Below are 22,651 nucleotides of genomic sequence, written 5' to 3'. Positions count from 1 at the left end.
CGCCCGCGGACCGCGATCGACGGGCGGGCGCTGATCAGGGTCAGGCGGCGACGGCCAGCCGCTCCGCGGCCGGCGGCACGGTCACGGTCATCCGGTGCGGGTCCACGACCCGGCCGTCGGGCAGCAGCTCGCCCAAGTCGTCGAAGACGATCGTGCCGTCGCAGAGCAGGTTCCAGCCCTGCTCGGGGTGGGCGGCGACGACGTGCACGGGGTGGGTGTCGGCAGAAGCGCTGGGAAACTGGTGGGAACACATGGCGCACCTCCACGTCGGTGGGGTCGGCCGTCCGGTCGGCCCGCATGGACAGACCATGCGCCCGGTGCGAAGCCATCGCCAGAGGGTGCCCGAAAGCGTGACAGCACCAGGACAACTCCACGACCGTTCGACGACGACCGGCGCGGACTCGCCACCGAAGGAGTGACGATCACCGCCGCGGGCGCGCCCGCCCGGTACCAGTGGAGGCTCCCACAACAGGAGGTTCTTCCATGTCGCTGCGCCCCGCCCTGTCCGCGGCCACCGGTGCCGCCCTGCTTCTGCTGGCCGTTCCGGCTCTCGCCGCGACCGCGACCGCGACCGCCACCGCCGCTGCCGCTCCGTCGGAGTCCGTCACCGTCGCCCCGGTCGGGCGTATCGCCGCCGACGGCACCGTCACCCTCTCGGGCACCTACCGCTGCGTCGGCAACACGGGACCCGTCTTCGTCAGCTCCTCCGTCGGCCGGAAATCCGCCGACGCCCGGTATGGCATCGGCGGCAGCCGTGCCGTGTGCGACGGTGCCGAGCACACGTGGAAGAACACCGGCAAGGCCACCCGGAAGGACCTCGAACCCGGCGCGGCCCATGTAGAGGCCACGCTGATGGAACTCCGCCCCGCGGGGGGCCTGCCCCTGCCCCGCTTCCACGCGACTCGGGAAGAGGACATCACCCTGACGAAGGGCTGAGCGACGAGGCCGCGCTGTCGGTCCGGGTCTCCAGCGCGTGCAGCACGGCTGCCATGTCCTCGCCGCCGTGGCCTTGATCGATGGTCTCGCCGTAGAGGGTGTGGCAGACGTCGAGGAGCGGGGAGGCCAGGTCGGCCTTGCGGGCGGCCTCCGCGATCAGACGGTTGTTCTTCAGGACGTCCGCGGCGGCCGCCTGGACGGTGAAGTCGCGGGCCAGCAGCTTGGTCGCCTTCACACGGGAGACGGCGCTGGCCATCGGGCCCGCGTCCAGGACGTCCCGGAGCAGGCGCCGGTCGAGCCCGTGCCGGTCGGCGAAGTGGAACGCCTCGGTCAGCCCGGTGACCAGCGTGATCAGGAACAGGTTCACCGAGAACTTCATCAGCAGCGCGCCCGGCACCGGACCACAGCCGAACGTCTCCCGGCAGACGGGGGCGAGCAGAGGCCGTACGGCCGCCACGGCATCGTCGTCGCCTGCCAGCATGCCCACCAACTCGCCCTGCTCGGCCGGCCCGCGGGACCCGGAGACCGGAGCCTCCACGTATCTCCCGCCCGCCGCCCGGATGTCGTCCTGGAGGCCGGCCGAGTACCCGGCCGAGGTCGTGCCCATGTGGACGACGGTGTGTCCGGCGACGCGCGCCGCGAAGTCGGGGGTGCCGCGCCCCAGCACCGCGTCGATCGCGTTCTCGTCGGCCAGCATGAGGAGCACCGTCCCGGCCCGGTCGAAGACCTCGTCCGGGCTCGCCGCGATCCCGGCTCCGGCCGCGCGCAGGGGCTCGCACCGGCTGGGGGTGCGGTTCCACACGACGAGGGGCGTCCCGGCGCGGGCGAGGTTGAGGGCCATGGGCTGCCCCATGACCCCGAGCCCGACGAAGCCGAGCGAACGGAGGGAACGGAGGGAACCGAGGGAACCACCGGTAGCACCGGAATCGACGTGCACGATGCACCACCGCCTTGTCCGGCTCATGCCCGAGGCCGGGCCGTCGCCCCCGTCGCACTCGTCGCATTCACCACCGACCGACTATGACAGCGGTCATAGTAGTCCTTCTTATGACGGCGGTCATAGGGTGAGAGCCGGAGCACTCGTGACGCGGTGGCGGAGGTCGACAATGGCGGTGACCGAACGAGGGCCGCGGGAGCGGATGGTCTTCAGCGCGGCGCAGCTCATCCGGCGCGACGGAGTCGCCTCCACCGGCATGCGCGAGGTGGCCGTGCACGCCGGGGCGCCGCGCGGTTCGCTCCAGCACTACTTTCCCGGCGGCAAGGAACAGCTGGTCAACGAGGCGGTGGGCTGGGCGGGCCGGTACGCGGGGAACCGAGTGGCGCGCTTTCTCGCCGCGCTGCCCGAGCCGACGCCCGGCGCACTGTTCGCCGAGATGGTGCGGCAGTGGACCGACGAGTACGAGGCCGCCGGGTTCGCGGGCGGCTGCCCGGTGGCCGCCGCGACGGTGGACTGCGCCGAGTCCACCGTCTCCACCCGGGAGGCCGCAGCGGCCGCGTTCGCCACCTGGACCGGGCCGGTGGCCCAGGCCCTGGCCGGCATGGGCGTGCCCGAGGAGCGGGCCGGTGCGCTCGCCACCCTCATGATCAGCGCCCTGGAGGGGGCCATCCTGATGGCCCGCGCCGAACGCGACGTCCGAGCCCTGACGACCGTGGCCCGGGAACTCGCCCCCCTCCTCGACGCGGCGGCACGCCCGGCCGACTGACCGGCCGCCCAGGCGTTCCACGAGGAGCAGCCTGCCGATGAGGATCGTCAGGGTGCAGGCACAACGCCTCTTCGCCTCACATTCCGACGGGCTGCGTCGTCGTACCGGTGAGGACGACGACAAGACGGAAAGAGGACCTTCGATGAACGACTTCCAGGCCATCGCGGACCGCGTCGAGATCGAGGCACTGCGCGGCGAGTTCACCGACGCGGCGATGATGCGCGACCGACCCCGCCTGGCCGCGCTGTTCACGCCGGACGGCGTCCTGCGCATGCCCAACATCCCGGTCGAACTGGTCGGCCGCGAGGAGATCCGTGCCGGGGGAGAGCGGCTGCAGAGCCAGTGGGACTTCTTCGTGCAGAACACACACCCCGGCGCCGTCCTGCTCGACGGCGACACCGCGACCGGCCGCGCCTACATCCAGGAACTCGCGCGCACCCTCGACGGACGCCAGGGTCTGAACTACGCCGTCTACCACGACCGTTACCAGCGCACCGAGGAAGGCTGGAAGTTCGCCGAGCGAGTGTACGAGGTCCGGTACCTCGACACCTCCCCGCTGGCGGGCACGGCACCCCACGCGGCACAGGACCCCGGAACCAACCAGGCTGCGGCCGTGTCCTTCGCCGACCCGGCATCGGCCGAACGACTGGAGCGGGCAGCCGCCGCGCTGCGTGCGGGCGGCTTCGCCGTCGAGATCCTCGACGACGCGGCGGCCGCGCGCGTCCGCATCAAGGAGCTGATTCCCGAGGGCGCCGGCGTGCTCACCGGAGCCAGCGAGACCCTCCGGCTGTCCGGCATCGACGAGGACATCAACGCCGGCGGCCGGTACGACGCCGTCAGGCCGCGCGTCCTGGCCATCGACCGTGTCACCGGCGCCGACGAGATCCGAAGGCTGGTTGCCGGCCCCGACTTCGTCGTCAACAGCGTCGCCGCGGTCACCGAGAACGGCTCGCTCGTCCTTGCCTCGGGCAGCGGCAGCCAACTCCCCGCCAACGCGGGCGGCGCCGCCCACGCGGTCTGGGTCGTCGGCGCACAGAAAGTGGTGCCCGACCTGAACACGGCGCTGCGCCGCGTCGAGGAGCACGCCCTCCCGCTGGAGAACGCCCGCGCCCAGGCGGTCTACGGGATGCCCAGCGCCGTCAACCGCCTGCTCGTGCTCAACGCGGAACCCCGGCCGGGGCGAGGCACCGTGCTGCTTCTCCGAGAGGCCATCGGCTACTGAGTTGGCCCAGGGTCGTGCCAACAGACAGGCGCAAGCGGAGGCAACGGCTTCATTTGGAACGTTTGTTGCACCTGAGTCAAGAGTTGGCGAAATGCTGTAGTGACTAGTGCGGCAACTTTCACCCCCCAAATAGATAGTGCGCGTGAACTACCGGGACCTGGCCGGCGCGATCGGCGGCGGCTGGGCGCAGCGACTGCACCTGGTCCAACTGCCCGGCTGCGCAACCACCACCTCCGCCGAGGCCGCGTGCCGCAAGCAGACCCCGCTGCCCTCCCGCAACAGCACCCGCGAGCAGACGGTCACCGCCCCGCTCGCCCTCCCCGCGAGCCGCACCCCCGACGCGGCCGCAACCGGCGCCACCACGGCGACCGTCCTCGCCCTCACCGCCCCGCCACCGCAACGGGCACGGGCCAGGCCCCCAACGGCCATGGCAACTACTCGGCCACCGCCCTGTCACCGTCGGCGTCCTGGGAGGCGGGCGGCAGCTCCGGCTCCTTCACCTGGAAGTACGACTTCAGCGTGCCGCCCGCGGCCGCCGGACCGGCCCCGCAGCTCTCCCTCGCGTACAGCTCAGGGAGCGTCGACGGCCAGAACGCGACCACCAACAACCAGGGGTCCTCGGTCGGTGAGGGCCTCGCGCTGAGCGAGTCCTACATCGAGCGCACCTACGGCAGCTGCGACCAGGACGGCCACGACGGCGTCCACGACGAGTGCTGGAAGTACGACAACGCCCGGCTGGTCCTCAATGGCGCATCGTCCCGGCTGGTCAAGGACGGCACGACCGGCAAGTGGCGGCTGGAGAACGACGACGCCTCCACGGTGACCCGCTCCGCCGGCGCCGACAACGGGGACGACAACGGCGAGTACTGGACCGTCACCACCGGCGACGGCACCAAGTACGTCTTCGGACGCCCGTGGGCCATGACGGGCGCGGGCCGGCGCACCGCCCACCGCGTCACAACCGTCCCGCGCCACTGCCCCGTCCGCCCAGGCTGTGGCCACCCGCTACGCCCACTACACGTACGGGAGCCGACGAGCGGCTGCGAGCGCGACTGGATGCGTCAGCAGCGACAGGCAGTCCATGGACGCATCAGATCTTGATGACGGTGGCGCGTCCGCCGCATAGCGCGGTGAGGTCCTCCGGGTCGGAGGTGAGGATGGTTACGGGGCCGGGGTCGGGGGCGGCAAGGGCGGTGGCGCTGAGCATGGCGTCGATGGCGTACTTGTGGCCGTGCAGGCCGGCGTCGGCGAGGAGGGCGGCGGCGTGGCGGGCGATGAGCTCGGTGACCGGTTCGACCACGAGGCGCGAAAGGGTCCACTCCAGGGCCGGGCGGTTGATCAGCGGGTGGACGACTTCCACCAAGGTGGCCGCGGAAGGTGATCACCCGTAGATCGTCGGCGCGGGCCAGGGCGAGCCAAGCGGTGACGGTGCGGTCGCGAAGGACGGCCTTGGCCAGTCCCTCGCCGTCCAGCACGAGGGTGCCGCCGGGGACGGCGGGGGAGCGGCTCACGCGGCGTTCGCTCCGCCCGCCGCCTGGTTGTCGCGGGCCTGGTGGAGCTGGTCACGCAGGTCCTGGATCTCCTCGCCGGTGACGGGGCCGTGCTCGGCCTCGGCGACGGCGATGAGCTCGTTGAGGTTGTCGCGCTCGATCTGACGGGCGACCGCCGCGGCGACGTAGGCGGACAGACCGGAGGGGCCACTTCGAGCCTTGGCGGCTTCGGCGAACCGGGCGTGGCGTCGGTCAGGGTCACCAGGCGTTCGAGTTCCCGGGCCGCGAAGACCGTGGTCGGCCCGCCGCAGACGCTCCAGCTCGTCGCTCCCACCGGCCGGTGCGGTCCCTGCCCGACGGGCACGGGAGACCCGGCTCGCCAGGGTGGTCTCGTTGATCCCCAGGCGCACACGCTCGCGACCGGCGCGCCCGCACGGCTCCGTTGCGCAGGTCTCACTCCGCCACGGGCAGGCACTCGGCGAGCAGGCCCACGACGTCGCGCCAGGCGCGCTGGGCGTGCCGAGGGTGGTAGGCGACTCCGGGGACCACCGCCTGGTCGACGGGAGGGTGGTGGAAGGCGTGCACCGCGCCCCCGTACAGCACGAGACGCCAGTCGACACCCGCGCCCTGTATCTCGGCGATGAACGCCTCGCGCTGCGCCGGCGGCATGATCGGGTCCTCCGACCCGACCCCGGCCCACACCGGGCACCGGATGCGCGCCGCCTCGCCCGGTCGGCCGGTGGTGAGTGCGTTGACCGTGCCGATTGCACGCAGGTCGACGCCATCACGGCCGAGTTCCAGCGCGATCGCACCTCCGGTGCCGTATCCGACGGCGGCGATCCGGTCGGGGTCGGTGCGCGGTTCGGCGCGCAGCACGTCGAGTGCCGCGTGGCCGATGTCCCGCATACGCTGGGGGTCGCGGAGCAGCGGGGTGGTGCGCGCCAGCATCTCTTCGGGGTCGGTGAACCAGCGCCCTCCATTGATGTCGAAGGCCAGGGCGACGTAGCCGAGTTCGGCCAGTGCGTCGGCCCGGCGCCGTTGGAAGTCGTTCAGCCCTGGTCCCTCAGGCCCGATGAGAACCGTAGGCAGACGACCGCTACCAGCCGGGACCGCAAGGTGACCGACCATGGTCAGGCCGTCGGCCGGATAGGTGACCGTGCGTGTCGTTACCGTCGTCATGCAGACGGACTGTAATGACTGCACAACTGCCCCCGGCGTCCACACGCCGACGCCCACGGAATCTTGGTGTGCGCCTGAAGTGCAGTCTTCGCTCGCAGACCATCGCCTGTGGGCCGGTGGGGTGGCCGTATCCGGGTCGACAGTCCCCGCTGACCTGCGCGAACGGCGTGCCGCGACCGCTTATCCGCCCGTCAGCCCGCCCGCGGCGGACGTATCACCACCGCACCGGCAGCTCCCGCCTCCCCCGGATCAGCATGCCGGGGAGCCACTCCCCCGGCTCCCCGTCCGCCGTCAGATCCGGGCAGCGCTCCACCAGTGCGCGCAGCGCCACCTCGCCCTCGAGACGGGCGAGGGGGGCGCCCAGGCAGAAGTGGATCCCGTGTCCGAAGGAGAGATGGCCCCGGGCCTCGCGCCGTCGTACGTCGAAGCGTTCCGGATCGGGGAAGCGCGCCGGGTCGCGGTCCGCGCCGGCCATGGCGATCAGCACGATGGCACCGCGCGGCACCCGTACGCCGCCGATCTCGGTCTCCTCCAGGGCGATGCGCGGCGTGGTGGTCTCCACCGGACCGTCGTAGCGCAGCGTCTCCTCCACCACCCCCGCCGCCAGCCCCGCCGGATCGGCCCGTACGGCCGCCAGCTGCTCGGGGTGCGCGAAGAGCGCGCGCACCGCGTTGCCGATCGTGTTGACCGTCGTCTCGTGCCCGGCGACGAGCAGCAGGAAGGCCAACGAGACCAGCTCGTCCTCGGTGAGCCGGTCGCCGCCCTCGTCGACCGTGTGGACGAGGGCGCTGAGCAGGTCCTCCCCGGGGCTCTCGCGCTTGGCGGCGATGAGTCCCGTGAGATACGGCATGACCTGCTCGTACGCCTTCTTCTCCGCCTCGGGGCTGGTGGGCGCGAGGGTCTCGTTGGACCAGGCATGGAAGGCGGCGCGGTCCAGGCCGGGGACGCCGAGCAGTTCGGAGATGACGATCATGGGGAGCGGGGAGGCGAACGCGTCGATGAGGTCGGCGCGGCGCGCTCCGTCCGCCGTCATGCGGTCCAGCAGCTCGTCGGTGATCTCCTCGATGCGGCCCCGCATCCCCTCGACCCGCCGGGCCGTGAACTCTTGCGCCACCAGCTTCCGCAGCCGGGTGTGGTGAGGCGGGTCGCTCATCAGCATGTTGGAGTTGCCGAGCATGTTCAGGGCGTACGGCGGGCTCCAGCCGGTCTGCCGCCACTCGCGCTGCCAGTCCCGGCTGAGCTGCGGGGAGGTGAAGGCCTCGCGCGCGGCCTCGTACCCGACCACGAGCCACACCCGGCCCCTGTCGGGTGTGACGACCTGGTGCACCGGACCGCGCTCGCGCAGCCGCGCGTAGGCCACGTACGGGTCGGCGGTGAAGTCGGGGCTGAGCGAGGCGAGCACCTCGATCCCGCCGGGGCTGTCGGGCCGGTCGGTTCTGTCGGCTATCGCGGGATCGGCGGCGGCTTTCTCGGTCTCGGTCACGACGGAATTCCCTTCCCTCAGGCCCGGGGTATCGGCCCCCGCCGACCACTCCGAGCACGGCCGTTCACTCTAATCTCGCACCCCCACCCGCACAACACCGCTCCCCTTGCCAACCTCGGGCTTTCATGACACGAGAAATGCTCTGACCTGCAACGATGGGACCTGTCCAGGGCCTTTTTTGGTTGCACGGAAAGAAGTACCTCTGACGCGAAAATAAAGGTGAGCACTCCGGGGGGTTGTGGGAGGGCGATCAGTAAGATCATGTCGCTACACCGTTCTGCAGGACACGGCATCGGACCTTCGGGCGCGAGATAATTTCAGACAGAATCGAATCGGAATTCGGCCCGTTCCGGACAGTCGGACCTCGCTGAACAGGGGGTACGTGGTCGCTCATCGCGCGATTCGCGCCACCGACGGAGGCGGGAGTCCTGCGTTCTCTTGTGTGATTGCTGCGTTTGAAGTTGAGTCTGTGGTTGGGAGCGTCAACTACGTGAGCGGTCGTCGCGAAACCTTCCATTCATGTCGATGTCGTTCCACGGGGTGGGCCCCGTCTGTGTAGCGCCGAGCTGGGGCGAACGGCTGCAGCATCGCGTGACCTGTGTTCCGACTTCGGGTCCTCGAAGTTATGCGGTGCACGCTGCCGGTCGACCGGCGAAAGCCGCCGTCGCGGCACTGCTGCGGGCCCCGCAGGGCCGGGGCCGGAAGCAGTCAGGACGACCAGCCGTCGCCCTGACGTGACCACGCCCTGCCGCGCAACTTCGAAGACCCGACGTCGGGTGCTGGGAGTGTCGAGGTATGTCTATTCCGCATTGAGCATCAACCGGAGAAATCTGGACGTTGTGGAACTTGACTACTCCATGGCCGAAAGCGATTGCTCGCGACCTGTAAGAAATGTGGAGGGCAAACTATGAAGGAATCTTCGGAGACGGCCTTGGACGAGCTGTGGAAGCTGGTGTACACCAGCTTCAGGTTCCCGTTCATGCACGCCGCTCTGCGTCTTGAACTCTTCACTCTGCTCAAGACCCGGCCGGGCAGCAGCCTTGACGAGATCACCGCCGAGCTCGGGTTGCAGGAACGTGCCGGACACGTGCTGCTCCTCGGGTGCTGTGCGTTCGACCTCGTACGCAAGGAGGGCAACGGCTATCACAACACCGCGGCCACCGACCTGCTGGCCGGCGATCAGGACGCGTTCATGCCGGTGATCGTCCGCTACACCCACGAGATGCTGTACCAGCCGATGGGCTGGCTCCACGAGTCGCTGGTGAACAACGAGAACGAGGGGCTGCATCGCGAACTCCTCGCCGACTCCCCGGCGACCACGCTCTACGAGCTCCTCGGCGAGGACAAGAACCTGGAGCAGGTCTTCACGGCCATGATGGAACACCAGAGTCGCTCGGTGGTCGAGGACCTCGTCAACGCCGTGGACTTCTCGTCGTACAAGAAGGTGCTCGACGTCGGCGGAGGCACCGGGACCAACTCCATCGGTTTCGCGCAGCGCTGGCCGCATCTTCAGGCAACCATCCTCGAACTGCCCAACGTGGCGGAGATGGCCGCCGCCCGCATCGCCGAGGCGGGCCTCTCCGAGCGCATCAAGGCGGTCGGGACCGACATCTGGAAGGATGAGTTCCCCTCGTCCCACGACTGCGTCGTCTACTCCCGGTTCCTTGAAATCTGGTCGCCCGATCAGGTCCGCGACCTCTTCGCGAAGACGTACCGCGCGCTGGAGCCGGGCGGACACATGGTGATCGTCGCGTGTGCCCAGGACGACGACGAGACCGGGCCCGCCCACGCCGCGTTCATGGCGGGGTACGTCCAGACGATCGCGTCACCCGAGGGCCGTATCTACACGGCGCAGGAATTCGAGCAGTGGTACACCGAAGCGGGCTTCGAGCCGATGGACCGCCAGTACCCGGGCCGCTTCGACGTCATCCTGCGTGCCCGCAAGCCCATCGCCCGGTGAGTCCGGTCCGTTCCATGCCGCCCTGCCGATTCGTCAGGCGGGCAACTCCGACCGTCTGACGGATCGGCCCGCCCGTCAGGGCGCGGCCGGATCACTTCGACGGGGCCCTGCGCCCCTGTGACGCACCCTTCGGGTCCTCATGTCCGTGCACCCATGCCGCACGCGTGTGTGCGAGTTGCCCGCATCCGTGCGGCTCCGCGCGCGGCCGCGCAACGGCCCTGAGCGCGGCCCGCCCCGCGCTGCCGACACCTGATCCGGACCGCATCACCGTCACCCCTGTCGTCACCCCACCCGCCTTCCCGCCTCCTCGGTGTCGGGGCAAGGTGGCGTGCCCTGTTCGTGTCCTCGGCGCCGCATCCGAGAAAGGGAGCTTGAGTGAATTCGCCTGACGGGCTTGCCATCGTTACCGGCGGAACCAAGGGAATTGGTCTCGCTTTCAGTCACCGTCTGACCCGGATGGGATTCCGGGTGATCGCCACGTATCGCAGTGACGAAGAGTCGGCGAATCTTGCTCTGGAAGAGGTCGAGAAGGGGCTGTCTGTCGTACGGTCGAATGTGTCCGACCCGGACGAAGTCGCCGAACTCGCTGAACTCGTACGGACCGAGCACGGAGTCCCGCAGGTCCTGGTGAACAATGCTGGTCTCAATATCGACGGTCCGGTGCTTGAGATTTCCGACTCCGACTGGCGCCGGGTCCTGGATACCAATCTGTCCGGCCCGTTCTATATGACGCGGGCCTTCGCCCCGGTCATGCTGGAGGCCGGCGGCGGTTCCATCGTCAACATCGGTGCGACCACAGCGATTCGGCCTCGGATGAACGGCGCCAACTACTGTTCGAGCAAAGCCGGGATGCTTCATCTCACCAAGTGCCTGGCCATGGAACTCGCTCCGAGTATCCGCGTGAACTGCCTTATTCCGGGAATGATCGACACGGAAGAAATGCGTACGCGCTACCGCTTGGCCGAGCCGGAGTACATGGATGCGTTGCTGAATGAGATACCGCAGCGCCGGATAGGTGCCACCGACGAGATGGCGGACGCGCTGGAATTCCTGGTGGGCGAGGGGGCCACGTACATCACGGGGCAGAAACTGATTGTGGACGGCGGCCAGTTCATGTGGTGAAGCACTCGGTGCACAACCGGGGCGCACGCTCGCTCCTGCTGGAATCGTCGGCACTCCATTGACTTCCTAGGAAGAGGAATACTCATGCGATCACGCCTTGAGCGCTACCAGGAGTTCCTGGAGCAGGAGTATCGCGCAGGGTTCACCAAGTTCGACGAGTATGACATATCAGGCATCTGTTCCGACCTTCTGAAGAGGCTGAAGGACGGTCACTTCACGCGCATCGTCTTCAGCGGAATGGGCTGCTCGGCCATCGTGTCGGACGTAATAAAGGTGTTCTTCAAGTCGATCCGCAGCGACCTCGAAGTGTATGTCTTCAACGACTACGACTTCGAGTACCTTGTTCCGCGTGCGGTGATCGAGGACGAGCGCACGCTCATCATCCTGAGTTCGTACAGCGGCCACTCCAACGAGCCGGTCCGTGCCTTCCACGCGCTGCGCCCCATGCACGACCGGGTGCTGCTGCTCACCTCGGGCGGCCGGCTCGGCGAGCTGGGCGAGGAGCACGGCGTGTCCATCGCGCGCTGGACGCTGAGCAAGCCCGACCGCGAGTACCCGCTGTTCCACGTGGGCCAGTACTTCTCGATCCTGGTCGACATGTTCCTGCAGCTCGGTCTGCTGGACAAGGACTACGGGCCCGAGGTCCGTTCCCTGGCCGAGGACCTGCGGACCGACTTCACCCCAGAGTTGCGTGCCCTGGCCGCGGACGCCGCCGCGCGCAGCGAGAACGCCAACGTCATCATGCTCGGTTCGCCCAAGTGGCACGAGAGCCTGCTGAAGTTGGCCAAGATGCACTTCAACGAAATCGCCATGGTGCCGGCGACGCGCAACTATTTCCACGAGTTCTGCCACAGCGAGGTGGCCACGCTCACCGACCCTGAGCGCAGGCACAGCATCCTCGTCTTCACTGACCCGGAAGAGGACGAATACACCCGGGCCAAGCGGAAGAATCTGGTGTCGTTGCTGACTGCACCGATCCCGCAGAACGCAAAGGTCACCGTCACCGAGATCGAACTCGACCAGTCGACTTTCATCCGGCAGTACTTCACCGCTCTGGAGTTCGTCCAGTACCTCACTCTCGATCTGGGCAAGGCGCGGGAGACGAAGTCGCGCAACCTCATATCCGAGGCTGCAGGAAACCCCTGGTACCACGGCAGCACCATCGCCGCGGAGAACGGCGGCTGATACGGGTGTAAGACGTCGGCCACGGTGAGCGTAGGGCATCGGAGAAGAAAGCCGAACAGCTCAGGAAATGCAGGCAAGAGCCGAGGAAAATGGAGCGATCGTGAATCGACGGGAGCGTAACTCCCTCACGGCCTACCAGCAGGATATTTGGGCTGCGAACTCTATCTTTCCAGATCTCCCGCAGTTCAACTGCTTCATCACCGACCGGTTCACCGGTGACGTGGACGTCGACCTCCTCAAGGCGTGCCTGCGCCGTGCGGTCGACCGCAACGATGCGTTCCGGATCCGGATCGACCCGGAGGAGGGAACTCCACGCCAGTGGGCCGAGGAGGAAGCTTACGACATCCCGACGATCGACCTTTCCGACGCCCCATCGCCGCGGGATTCCTGCGAGGCGTGGATCAAAGACGCGTTCGACGTGCCTTTCGAGGTGGAACGCAGCCGGCTGTTCACGCTCGCGGTCCTCAAGGAGGGCGAGGGAGTCTTTCATTCCTACGTCAAGGTGCACCACATCGTCGCGGACGCCTGGGGCCTGAACCTCTTCATGTCCCAAGTCCGCGCCGAATACGACCAGATACGAAGGACCGGGCGGTTCGAAGAGCCGTCCGTGCCGTCGTACCTGGAATTCACAGAGGACGAGAGCCGCTACCGCGCCTCGGACGACTACGCGGATGACCGGGCCTATTTCCAGAAGAAGTTGCGGGGTGTCTCCCCGACCCTCTTCCGCCGCTCGGCCCGGGCCGGCTCCCGCAGCAGTGCCCGCCACAGCTTCCTGATCGAACGCGCTGTCATCGAGAGCATCCGTGAACGCGGCCATTCGGTCTTCGCGTTCGTCGCGGGCGCCTTCGCCGTCTACCTGTCGCGGGTGCACGGCAGCGACGAAGTCGTCCTGGGCGTACCGCTGCTGAACCGGCCCACCGCTGCGCAGAAGCAGACCGTAGGCCACTTCGCGAACACCCTGCCGCTGCGGGTGACAGCCGGCGAGGACCGTACGATGAGCGAGCTCGTCGCCGAGGTGCAGGCATCGACCCGGGAGCTCAAGCCCCACGAGCGCTTCTCCCTGGGCGACCTGCTGCGCTGCGTACCGCTCCAGGAGAGCGGCCCCAAGCGGCTGTTCGACACCACCATCGCCTATCTGCGCTGGCCCACTCCACTCGCGGTCCAGGGCGTGGAGTACGAGACCGTCGTGCAGGCGCGTGCCCACGACGACGACGTGCTGGCAGTGGTCGTCAACGAACTGGACGACGTCGGTGACGTCCTGGTCGACATGGACTACGCCGTCGACGTGTTCGACGCCGACTTCCCCGTGGAGTCGGTGGCCGGCCACATCGACGCGATCCTCAAGGGCTCTCTCGCGGGGGCGGCCCTGACGCTGTCGCAGATCCCCATGGTCGGCGAAGCCGAACGTGCCGCCCTGATCGCGACGGGCACCGGCCCGGTGAACGCGTTCAGCCAGGACGCGACCGTCCACGCGCTCTTCGAGCGGCAGGCGGCGAGGACTCCCGACCGGGTGGCCGTCGTCATCGACGACCCCGCCCAGTCGCTGACCTTCGCCCGCCTCGACGGGTGGGCCAACCACATCGCCCACCAGCTGCGCGAGGACGGCGTACGCACGGGCGACCGGGTCGCCGTGCTGGCCGAGCGCGGCCCGCAGCTCGTCGCCGCGGTCCTGGGCGTCCTCAAGGCAGGCGCCGCGTACGTCCCGGTCGACCCGGACCATCCCGAGGAGCGCGTCCGGTTCGTGCTGGCCGACAGCGGGGTCGCCGCGGTGCTGCTGGGCAGCAGCGTGGCCGCCGCCCCGGTGGGCGACGCCGTGCCCGTACTGCGCCTCGAGGCGACTGCGTCCGCCGCACCCGCCTTACCCGTCGCTCTGGGCGGGCCGCACGACCTCGCGTACGTCATCTACACGTCCGGGTCCACAGGACGGCCCAAGGGCGTGCAGGTCGAGCACCGCTCCGTGGTGAACCGGCTGGAGTGGATGCAGCGCTGCTACCCGGTCGGCGAGGAGGACGTCCTGCTGCAGAAGACGCCGACCACCTTCGACGTGTCGGTGTGGGAGCTGTTCTGGTGGGCGATCACCGGGGCCGGCCTGGCGCTGCTGCCGCCCCGGGGGGAACGCGACCCCGAAGCCATCCTCGGTACGGTGCGGGCGCACCGCGTGACCGTGGCCCACTTCGTGCCGTCGATGCTCGGCCCGTTCCTCGACCGGATCGAGGAGAACCCGGCCCGGGTGGCGGACGCGGCCTCCCTGCGCCAGGTGTTCTGCAGCGGAGAAGCGTTGACGCCCGCTCATGTGGCGCGGTTCAACCAGGTGTTCGCCGACGCCGGCGCCGCGGCTCCCCGGCTGGTCAACCTCTACGGCCCGACCGAGGCCACGGTCGACGTCACCTACTACGAATGCCCCGACGGCACGGACGGCGAAGTGGGCCGGGTGCCGATCGGGCGGCCGATCGACAACATCCGGCTGTACGTGGTCGGCGCGCACGGGCACCTCCAGCCCGCAGGTGTGGCCGGCGAGCTGTGCATCGCGGGCGTCGGCGTGGCGCGCGGCTACCTGGACCGGCCCGAGCTGGACGCCGCCGTGTTCGTGGCGGACCCGTTCACGCCGGGCGGTCGCATGTACCGGACCGGGGACCGGGCCCGCTGGCTGTCGGACGGCACCTTGGAGTACCTGGGGCGCCTTGACGACCAGGTCAAGATCCGCGGCAACCGGGTCGAACCGGGCGAGGTGCGCAATCGCCTGGCGAACTGTCCGGGCGTCCGGGACGCCCTCGTCGTGGACCGGACCGAGCCGGGCCGCGGCGTGCACCTGGTGGGCTACTACGTGGCCGACGAAGAAGTGGGGGCGGCCCGGTTGCGCGCCCAACTCCTCGAAACTCTGCCGCAGTTCATGATCCCTGCGTACTTCGTGCGGATCGACCGGATACCGCTCACGGCGAACGGCAAGGCTGACCGGCGGCAGCTGCCCGCCCCCGCGGTGGAGACGGGCGCCGGGTTGCGGGCGCCGTCCACCGAGATCGAGGTCAAGGTGGCGGCGGCCTGGGCGGCGGTCCTGGGGACCGACCCGATCGGGGCCGACCAGGACTACTACTCCCTGGGCGGGGACTCGATCCAGATGCTCCGCATCCAGGCGGAGGCACGGCGTGCGGGCGTCCACTTCACCCTGGCCGACATGGTCCGCAACCCCACGGTCGCCGCGCTCGCCGCGGTCGCGACGACCGTGTCGCAGGACGGGACGGACACACCGCTGGAACCGTTCGCCCTGGTCCCGGGAGTCGACCGGGCACGGCTGACCGGCCTCGAGGACGCCTACCCGGCCACCCGGCTGCACCTGGGCCTGCTGTACCACAGCGGGGAGCACGAGAGGTCGGCCGTCTACCACGACGTCTTCCGCTACTCGCTGAAGTCGCCGTGGGACGAGCAGGCGCTGCGTCGCGCCTTCGACGGGCTGGTCCGGCGGCACCCGGTGCTGCGCTCCGCCTTCGACCTCGGCGGCTACTCCGAGCCGCTCCAGCTCGTGTACCGGGAGGCCGACGGCGGGCTGCAGATCGCGGACCTGCGCGGTCTGGGCGAGCAGGAGGCGCAGGACGAGCTGGACCGGCACGTCCAGGAACGGCGGTACCACGAGTACCGTCTGGACCGGCCGCCGCTGTACCTGTTCCGCATGCACGTCCTGCGCGACTCCCTGGAGCTGGTGTTCAGCTTCCACCACGCGATCCTGGACGGCTGGAGCGTGGCCACGCTGGTGCGCGAACTGCTCCAGGACTTCCTCCACCACGCCGGGCAGCCCGTCGCCGCCGTCCCGGCGCAGGCACTGCCCTCGCCGGCCCTGTACGTGCGCGAGGAGCGCAGGGCCCTGGCCTCCGAGGAGAGCAAGCGGTACTGGCAGCGGCTGCTCGATGGTGCCGAACTGGCTCAGATCGACGGTCTCAGGCCGTACGAGCCCGTGGGCGACACGGAGCTCATCGTGCACCGGCTGGAGCTTCCGGACGGCCTGGCCGACCGGGTGGGCCGTCTGGCACGCACCCACCACCTGCCGGTCAAGTCCCTGCTGCTCGCGGCGCACTGCCTGACGCTGCGGCTGTTCTCCGACACGCACGACATCACGACCGGGCTTGTCACCGGCGGACGGCCGGAGCAGGCCGACGCCGAACGGATCACCGGACTGTTCCTGGAGACGTTGCCGCTGCGGCTGAACGTTCAGCCGCGGTCCTGGCTGGACTCAGCGCGCGAGGTGTACGAACAGGAGCGGGCCGGCCATCCCCACCGCCGCTATCCGCTGAGCGCGATCCAGGAGGACCGCGGCGGGAACGCCGTCTTCGACACCGCCTTCAACTACGTCCATCCGCACGTGCTCACCTCGCTGTTCGAGGGCACCGGCATGAAGCTGACCGACTTCAGGACCTGGGAGGAGACGAACTTCAAGCTCCTGGTCAACGCCGTGGTCGACCCGGTGGACGAACGCCTGTGGCTGCGGATCGACTGCGACGGACGCACGTTCTCGCGCTCCCAGGTGGAGAGCATCGGACAGACGTACGTGGCCGTCCTCCAGCGGATCATCGAGCACCCCGAAGCGGACGTGGACTTCGCCTTCCTGAGCGACGGGCTTGCGCAGGCCGCGCCGCGGACCGTCCCCGGCGCGGGCAGCGGGGCCGACGCGCCCGCGCACGTCATCCGTCTGATCGGCGAGCACGTCGCCCGCACGCCCGAGGCGGTGGCCGTCAGCTGCGGCGCGCGCCGCTGGACGTACGCCCAGCTCGACGCCGCCGCGAACCGGATAGCCCACGCCCTGATCGAAGCGGGAGTGCGCACCGGCACCGCCATCGGCATCGCCATGGACCGTTCGCCCGAGACACTGGCCACCGTACTGGGGGTCGGGAAGGCCGGAGCCACCTGCGTCCCCCTCGACGCCGGCTACCCGCCTGCCAGGCTTGCGGCGATGATCGCCCAGGCCGACCCGCTGTGGATCGTCACCAACGAGACGCACGTACCGCTCTTCGACGACCCCTTGCGACTGCTGTACGTGGATGAGCTGCTGGAGACGGAACCCGACCCGGCAGGTGTCGCGGAACTGCCGGAGATCACCGGCGAGACCGTCGCCTACCTGCTGTTCACCTCCGGGTCCAGCGGCGAGCCCAAGGGCGTCGAACTCCCGCACCGGGTGCTCGCCAACTACATGCGGTGGCAGGTGCCCTCGGCCAGCGGCGCGGCGGGCGGCAAGACCCTTCAGTTCGCACCCCTGAGCTTCGACGTGGCGTTCCAGGAGATCTTCTCCACGCTGTGCGGCGGCGGCACCCTGCAACTGCTCGCCGAGGACGAGCGGCGGGACATGCCGGCCCTGCTGCGGCTCCTGGACCGCGAGGAGGTGGAGCGCGTCTTCATGCCCTACGTGGCGCTCCAGCAGCTCGCGGAGACGTCCCAGGCGCTGGGCATCCGCCCGGGTGCCCTGCGGGTGGTCATCTCCTCCGGTGAGCAGCTGAGGATCACCGACGAGATCCGCCAGTTCTGTGCCGCGCGGCCGGACACCGTACTGGAGAACCAGTACGGGCCCACCGAGACCCACCTGCTGACCCACCACACCATGACCGGTGACCCGGCCCGCTTCCCCGACCTGCCGCCCGTCGGCGTCCCCGTGGACGGCATCGAGCTGCACCTGCTCGACGGCCTCATGCGGCCGGTCCCGGCGGGCGCCAAGGGAGAGATCTACGTCGGCGGGGTGTGCCTGGCCCACGGCTACCGCAACCGGCCCGACCTGACCGAGCAGCGGTTCGTACCGCACCCGTTCGGAGAGCCGGGCGCCCGCCTCTACCGCACGGGCGACCTCGCCAGGGTCATGCCCGACGGCAACCTCGCATGGCTGGGCCGCGCCGACTCCCAGGTGAAGGTGCGTGGCTTCCGCGTCGAGCCGGCCGAGGTCGAACTGGCCATCGCCAAGCTCGCCGAGGAGCAGTCCGCGTCCGGTATCCGCGAGGCGGCGGTGGTGTCGCGGCGCCGGGAGGGCGGCGACGCGTTCCTCGCGGCGTTCCTCGTCGGCGACCCCGAGGCCGTGGACCTGGACGAGGTGCGCAGCCGGTTGCGGGCGGTGCTGCCGGACTACATGATGCCCTCGCACCTGGAATGGCTGGCGAGCCTGCCCCTGACGCCCAGCGGCAAGCGGGACGACGCGCTGCTGCGCCGCATGCCGCTGGCCGCGCCGTCGTCGGACGCGACCGAACCCGCCGACGAGCACGAGAGGGCGCTGGTGGGCATCCTGGCGGAACTGCTCGAACTGCCCGCGGTGGGCGTGCGGGACAACTTCTTCGACATCGGGGGCACCTCACTGACCGCGATGCGGCTGGTGATGACGATCGAGAAGCGCTACGGCGTCGGCGTTCCGCTCTCGGCGTTCGTCGCCGCCCCGACCGTCGCCGGGCTGGCCCAACGCCTGCGGGGCGGCGACGCGGCCGCCCGGTTCGACCCGGTCGTGCCGATCCGCACCGAGGGGGACAAGCCGCCGCTGATCCTGGTCCATCCGCTGGGCGGCCACGTGCTGTGCTACGTACGCCTCGCCCGTCACCTACCGCAGGACCAGCCGGTCTACGCGCTTCAGGCGTGGGGGACCGTGCCGGGCACGGAGCCGCTCAGTTCGATCCCGGAGATGGCAGCGGGCTACCTGGAGGCCGTGCGGCGCGCGTGTCCCGAAGGGCCGTACGTGATCGGAGGATGGTCCTTCGGCGGCTTCATCGCCTTCGAGATGGCGGGCCAGCTGCGCCGCAGTGACCCGGGCGCCCTGCACGGCACCGTGCTGATCGACCCGATCGCTGTCAAGCAGGGGGAGCGGCCCGACATCGCCGACCACTCGCTGCTGGAGTGGTTCTTCTGGGAGCTGCTGTGGATGGAGCGCGGTGGCACCGCACCGGTGGTCTCGCTGCCGGACGGTCTGGAGGAGGAGGCGAAGTTCGACTTCATCGTCGAACACGCCACGCAGGCGGGCGTCCTGCCCGCAGGCAGCTCGCGCACCACCGTGCGGCGCCTGTTCCAGATGTTCAAGGCGCACTGGCGGGCGATCCTCACCTACCAGCCCGAACCGGGCGACGAGGACGTGGTGCTGCTGCGCGCGACCTCGGAGCTGCCGGAGATCCTCCAGCCGATGCACGGAGCAGCACAGAGCCTGCATGCGGACCCCACCAACGGCTGGGGCGACCTGACCACGGGCCGGCTCCAGGTGGTCGACGTCCCCGGTGACCACCTGGTGCTCCTGGAGGAACCGCACGTGAACGTCGTTGCCGAGAAGGTGGCACAGGCGGTGGCCGGCCGACCGGGCCGACGACTGTCGGAGAGGAGTGGGAAATGACGCAGTCCCCCCCGCGCAAGGCCCTCATCATCGGAGCGGGCGTCGGCGGCCTCGCCGCCGCCGCGGCGCTGCGCCGTGTGGGCGTCGAGGTACAGGTCTTCGAGCGGGCTCCCGAGCTGCGGCCGGGTACCACGGCGGTGTCGCTGATGTGCAACGCGGTCCTGGCGCTGCGCAGCCTCGACATCGACATCGCCCCGGGCCTGGAGAAGCGTGGTGCGGTGTTCGACGAGCTCAAGTTCCTCACCCGGCGGGGCCGTCCGATCCGGGCGCTTCCGTTCCGGGAAGTCTCGGACCGGCTGGGGGCGTCGAACTACGCCGTCCACCGGGCCGATCTCCAGCAGACGCTGCTGGACGCCCTCGGGGACGGGAGCGTCATCGAACTCGGTGCCGCGGCAGCGGAGTTCGTCAGCGGCGAGGACGGGGTCGAGGTCACCTTCGAGGACGGCAGGACCGCCTCGGGCGACATCGTGATTGGGGCGGACGGCTTCAACTCGGCGATCCGCAGGCAGGTGGCGGGCGCCGACGAACCGCGGCCCGGCAACTACGCGTGCTGGCTGGCCACGGTGCCTTTCACCCACCCGCGGATGAGCAAGGGCTACGCGGCGCACTACTGGGGGAGGGGCCAGCGCTTCGGCCTTGCCGACATCGGGCACGGCCGCGCCTACTGGTGGGCGACGAAGAACGTGCCCCCGGGTGCCTCCGGACACCTGCGGCGCGGCAAGGAGGGGCTCGCGGGCCTCTTCGCGGGCTGGGCCGACGAGGTGCGGGAGGCGATCCGTACCACCCCCGAGGAATCGATCGTCCGCATCACCGCCCAGGACCGCCCGTTCCTCCAGCGGTGGGGCACCGGACGCACGACCCTGCTCGGCGACGCGGCCCACCCGATGCTCGTGAGCCTGGGCCAGGGGGCGGCGCTGGCCATCGAGGACGCCGTCGTCCTCGCCCAGCACCTGCGCGCGACAGCGGACCCGGTCGCGGCGCTGCGCGGCTACGAGGACGAGCGCAGGCCGCGGACGGAGGGACTGGTCGCCGCGGCCCGTGCGCTGAGCGAGACCGAGCAACTGGAGGGCTTCTGGCCCGCCCTGGCGCGCGACCTCTACTTTCGGTTCACGCCGCTGTCCAAGCTCACCAGCCAGAACGAAGCGGTTCTCACCTGGCCCCCACTGGGCTGACCACACCCCATGACCGCTGATGGCCGACCCGCGGGTGGGCATACGCGTGCCCGCCCGCGGCCGCGGCACGCCTGCGCGGCGATGTCCATCCCCATCGGCACGCACGCCCTGCACGGCGTCGGCGCGGCCATGGCGGCGCCCCGGCTCGGCGAGGACTCCCTGACCGTCGCCTTCATCGGGAATCGCGCGACGAGTGAGGGTGTGACGGCCATTGCGTGTTCCGCGTTCCGGTACAGCGCGCGGAACGCGGACACGGACAGGCTCGTGCGCTTCTCCTTTTGCAAGCCGGCGGACGTGATGCGCGAGGCCACATCGCGACTGACCGGACATCGCGACTGACCGGAAAGTGACGGGCCTGACCCCTCGGACGGGCCGGCGCCACCCCATCGTCCCCGCGTACGAAACCCTCTCGCCTAAGGATCAATGATCACCATGGACCACCGCCTCACCCTCGAGCACGAGGAACTGCGTCGCACTGTGGAGGAGTTCGCGCACGACGTTGTGGCCCCCAAGATCGGCGACTTGTACGAGCGTCACGAGTTCCCGTACGAGATCGTGCGCGAGATGGGGCGGATGGGCCTGTTCGGGCTGCCCTTCCCCGAGGAGTACGGCGGCATGGGCGGCGACTACCTCGCGTTCGGGATCGTCCTGGAGGAGTTGGCTCGGGTGGACTCCTCGGTGGCCATCACCCTGGAGGCGGGCGTCTCGCTGGGCGCCATGCCGGTGTACCGGTTCGGCACCGAGGAACAGAAGCGGCAGTGGCTGCCCCAGCTGTGCGCGGGCGAGCTGCTCGGCGCGTTCGGCCTGACCGAGCCGGAGGCCGGTTCGGACGCGGGCGGCACCCGGACGACGGCGGTGCGCGACGAGGCGACCGGCGAGTGGGTGATCAACGGCTCCAAGTGCTTCATCACCAACTCCGGTACGGACATCACGGGCCTGGTGTCGGTGACCGCGGTGACCGGCCGCAAGCCGGACGGGCGCCCGCTGATCTCCTCGATCATCGTGCCGTCGGGGACGCCCGGCTTCACCGTAGAAGCCCCGTACTCCAAGGTCGGCTGGAACGCCTCGGACACCCGCGAGCTGGCCTTCTCCGACGTGCGGGTACCGGGCGAGAACCTGTTGGGCGAGGAGGGCCGCGGCTACGCGCAGTTTCTGCGCATCCTGGACGAGGGCCGGGTGGCGATCGCCGCGCTGGCCACCGGTCTGGCGCAGGGCTGTGTGGACGAGTCGGTGAAGTACGCCAGGGAGCGGCGCGCCTTCGGCCGCCCGATCGGTGACCGCCAGGCGATCCAGTTCAAGATCGCGGACATGGAGACGCGGGCGCACATGGCCCGGATCGGTTGGCGCGATGCGGCGTCGCGGCTGGTGCTGGGGAAGCCATTCAAGAAGGAGGCGGCGATGGCAAAGCTGTACTCCTCCACGGTGGCCGTGGACAACGCGCGTGAGGCGACGCAGATCCACGGTGGGTACGGCTTCATGAACGAGTATCCGGTGGCGCGGATGTGGCGGGATTCCAAGATTCTGGAGATCGGGGAGGGGACGAGCGAGGTGCAGCGGATGCTGATCGCCCGAGAGCTGGGACTGCCTGCCTGAGCTTGTGATGTGTCGTCGCCGACGGTCCTCGTGCTTGCCCACGCGGCACTCGCCGCCGAACTTGCCGAGCGTGTTGTCCAGCCGGGTCACGAAGCGGGCGTACTACTCGTGCCAGGCGATCACCGACCCGGCATCGGCGTTCGCGTCGATCCGGGCGAAGGCGAAGGCCGTGATCTCGTGGAAGAGACTGTCGCGCTTCGTCCAGCACGGCGGGATGACCTGCTGGGGAGTCCAGGCGTAGGCCTCGTTGAGCCAGCGGGCCACGCGGTCGAG

15 protein-coding genes and 3 pseudogenes are annotated in these 22,651 nt (G+C 69.7%); 11 read left to right on the top strand and 7 right to left on the bottom strand.

The annotated features are described in order from the left end of the window. Positions 1-40: 40 nt before the first annotated feature. Positions 41-253, bottom strand: a complete 213-nt coding sequence (locus ACIBTS_RS40350) for a DUF5999 family protein (protein ID WP_319670973.1) — start codon at positions 251-253, stop codon at positions 41-43. 230 nt (positions 254-483) lie between these two features. Between ACIBTS_RS40350 and ACIBTS_RS40345 the strand changes: the two genes are divergently transcribed. Next, the gene (locus tag ACIBTS_RS40345; protein WP_399325706.1) at positions 484-936 is read left to right on the top strand and encodes a DUF6299 family protein; all 453 of its coding nucleotides are present in this window, start codon (positions 484-486) and stop codon (positions 934-936) included. Here the strand turns inward: ACIBTS_RS40345 and ACIBTS_RS40340 are convergent. Then, positions 917-1,900, bottom strand: a complete 984-nt coding sequence (locus tag ACIBTS_RS40340; protein WP_399325704.1) for an NAD(P)-dependent oxidoreductase — start codon at positions 1,898-1,900, stop codon at positions 917-919. The two genes, ACIBTS_RS40345 and ACIBTS_RS40340, sit on opposite strands and share 20 nt — an antisense overlap. A 142-nt stretch (positions 1,901-2,042) precedes the next feature. Between ACIBTS_RS40340 and ACIBTS_RS40335 the strand changes: the two genes are divergently transcribed. From ACIBTS_RS40335 to ACIBTS_RS40325, 3 genes and pseudogenes are all read left to right on the top strand, one after another. Continuing rightward, a complete protein-coding gene (locus ACIBTS_RS40335) occupies positions 2,043-2,639 on the top strand; it encodes a TetR/AcrR family transcriptional regulator (protein ID WP_399325702.1) in 597 nt (198 codons plus the stop codon). A gap of 37 nt (positions 2,640-2,676) precedes the next feature. Beyond that, on the top strand, positions 2,677-3,861 hold the full coding sequence (locus tag ACIBTS_RS40330) for a nuclear transport factor 2 family protein (RefSeq protein ID WP_399325700.1): 1,185 nt from the start codon (positions 2,677-2,679) through the stop codon (positions 3,859-3,861). Positions 3,862-3,997: 136 nt separating this feature from the next. Then, positions 3,998-4,830: pseudogene (locus tag ACIBTS_RS40325) on the top strand (RHS repeat-associated core domain-containing protein); the annotation flags it as partial. 121 nt (positions 4,831-4,951) lie between these two features. Here the strand turns inward: ACIBTS_RS40325 and ACIBTS_RS40320 are convergent. The 4 genes and pseudogenes from ACIBTS_RS40320 to ACIBTS_RS40305 form a co-directional block, all read right to left on the bottom strand. After that, positions 4,952-5,372, bottom strand: a pseudogene (locus ACIBTS_RS40320) (PIN domain-containing protein). After that, positions 5,369-5,584: pseudogene (locus ACIBTS_RS40315) on the bottom strand (CopG family transcriptional regulator); the annotation flags it as partial. The pseudogenes ACIBTS_RS40315 and ACIBTS_RS40320, both read right to left, overlap by 4 nt. 220 nt (positions 5,585-5,804) lie before the next feature. Further along, complete coding sequence (locus ACIBTS_RS40310; protein ID WP_399325698.1) at positions 5,805-6,530, bottom strand: dienelactone hydrolase family protein; 726 nt, start codon at positions 6,528-6,530, stop codon at positions 5,805-5,807. A 214-nt stretch (positions 6,531-6,744) separates the two neighbouring features. After that, positions 6,745-7,938 carry a cytochrome P450 gene (locus ACIBTS_RS40305; RefSeq protein WP_399325771.1) on the bottom strand — a complete coding sequence of 398 codons (1,194 nt, stop codon included), beginning with the start codon at positions 7,936-7,938 and terminating at the stop codon, positions 6,745-6,747. A gap of 982 nt (positions 7,939-8,920) precedes the next feature. Here ACIBTS_RS40305 and ACIBTS_RS40300 point away from each other — a divergent pair. From ACIBTS_RS40300 to ACIBTS_RS40270, 7 genes are all read left to right on the top strand, one after another. Next, entirely contained in the window at positions 8,921-9,973 is a 1,053-nt protein-coding gene (locus tag ACIBTS_RS40300) for a methyltransferase (RefSeq protein ID WP_399325696.1), read from the top strand. 375 nt (positions 9,974-10,348) lie between these two features. Beyond that, positions 10,349-11,095, top strand: coding sequence for an SDR family NAD(P)-dependent oxidoreductase (locus tag ACIBTS_RS40295; protein WP_399325694.1), 747 nt, complete (start codon positions 10,349-10,351; stop codon positions 11,093-11,095). An 84-nt stretch (positions 11,096-11,179) separates the two neighbouring features. After that, on the top strand, positions 11,180-12,280 hold the full coding sequence (locus tag ACIBTS_RS40290) for an SIS domain-containing protein (RefSeq protein ID WP_399325692.1): 1,101 nt from the start codon (positions 11,180-11,182) through the stop codon (positions 12,278-12,280). Between the two features lie 100 nt (positions 12,281-12,380). Beyond that, complete coding sequence (locus tag ACIBTS_RS40285) at positions 12,381-19,613, top strand: amino acid adenylation domain-containing protein (RefSeq protein WP_399325690.1); 7,233 nt, start codon at positions 12,381-12,383, stop codon at positions 19,611-19,613. Beyond that, positions 19,610-20,785, top strand: coding sequence for an FAD-dependent monooxygenase (locus tag ACIBTS_RS40280; RefSeq protein WP_399325688.1), 1,176 nt, complete (start codon positions 19,610-19,612; stop codon positions 20,783-20,785). Before ACIBTS_RS40285 ends, ACIBTS_RS40280 begins: the two co-directional genes overlap by 4 nt. Positions 20,786-20,866: 81 nt before the next feature. Continuing rightward, on the top strand, positions 20,867-21,124 hold the full coding sequence (locus ACIBTS_RS40275) for a hypothetical protein (RefSeq protein ID WP_399325686.1): 258 nt from the start codon (positions 20,867-20,869) through the stop codon (positions 21,122-21,124). Positions 21,125-21,211: 87 nt separating this feature from the next. Further along, a complete protein-coding gene (locus ACIBTS_RS40270; protein WP_399325769.1) occupies positions 21,212-22,378 on the top strand; it encodes an acyl-CoA dehydrogenase family protein in 1,167 nt (388 codons plus the stop codon). Positions 22,379-22,480: 102 nt separating this feature from the next. On the opposite strand, the gene ACIBTS_RS40265 is transcribed toward ACIBTS_RS40270, so the two are convergent. After that, positions 22,481-22,642 carry a hypothetical protein gene (locus ACIBTS_RS40265; RefSeq protein ID WP_399325779.1) on the bottom strand — a complete coding sequence of 54 codons (162 nt, stop codon included), beginning with the start codon at positions 22,640-22,642 and terminating at the stop codon, positions 22,481-22,483. Between the last annotated feature and the right edge of the window lie 9 nt (positions 22,643-22,651).

This window comes from Streptomyces sp. NPDC050121 (assembly GCF_044460385.1).
In the GTDB taxonomy this organism is placed as follows: domain Bacteria; phylum Actinomycetota; class Actinomycetes; order Streptomycetales; family Streptomycetaceae; genus Streptomyces; species Streptomyces soliscabiei.
The sequence above is the reverse complement of the archived record's forward strand: the minus strand, read 5'-3'. Positions and strand labels throughout refer to the sequence as shown.

Excerpts from the sequence above, each read along its gene's own strand:
- ACIBTS_RS40350 (WP_319670973.1), bottom strand. The coding sequence starts at position 253 with ATGTGTTCCCACCAGTTTCCCAGCGCTTCTGCCGACACCCACCCCGTG.
- ACIBTS_RS40345 (WP_399325706.1), top strand. The coding sequence starts at position 484 with ATGTCGCTGCGCCCCGCCCTGTCCGCGGCCACCGGTGCCGCCCTGCTT.
- ACIBTS_RS40340 (WP_399325704.1), bottom strand. The coding sequence starts at position 1,900 with ATGAGCCGGACAAGGCGGTGGTGCATCGTGCACGTCGATTCCGGTGCT.
- ACIBTS_RS40335 (WP_399325702.1), top strand. The coding sequence starts at position 2,043 with ATGGCGGTGACCGAACGAGGGCCGCGGGAGCGGATGGTCTTCAGCGCG.
- ACIBTS_RS40330 (WP_399325700.1), top strand. The coding sequence starts at position 2,677 with ATGAGGATCGTCAGGGTGCAGGCACAACGCCTCTTCGCCTCACATTCC.
- ACIBTS_RS40310 (WP_399325698.1), bottom strand. The coding sequence starts at position 6,530 with ATGACGACGGTAACGACACGCACGGTCACCTATCCGGCCGACGGCCTG.
- ACIBTS_RS40300 (WP_399325696.1), top strand. The coding sequence starts at position 8,921 with ATGAAGGAATCTTCGGAGACGGCCTTGGACGAGCTGTGGAAGCTGGTG.
- ACIBTS_RS40290 (WP_399325692.1), top strand. The coding sequence starts at position 11,180 with ATGCGATCACGCCTTGAGCGCTACCAGGAGTTCCTGGAGCAGGAGTAT.
- ACIBTS_RS40280 (WP_399325688.1), top strand. The coding sequence starts at position 19,610 with ATGACGCAGTCCCCCCCGCGCAAGGCCCTCATCATCGGAGCGGGCGTC.
- ACIBTS_RS40275 (WP_399325686.1), top strand. The coding sequence starts at position 20,867 with ATGTCCATCCCCATCGGCACGCACGCCCTGCACGGCGTCGGCGCGGCC.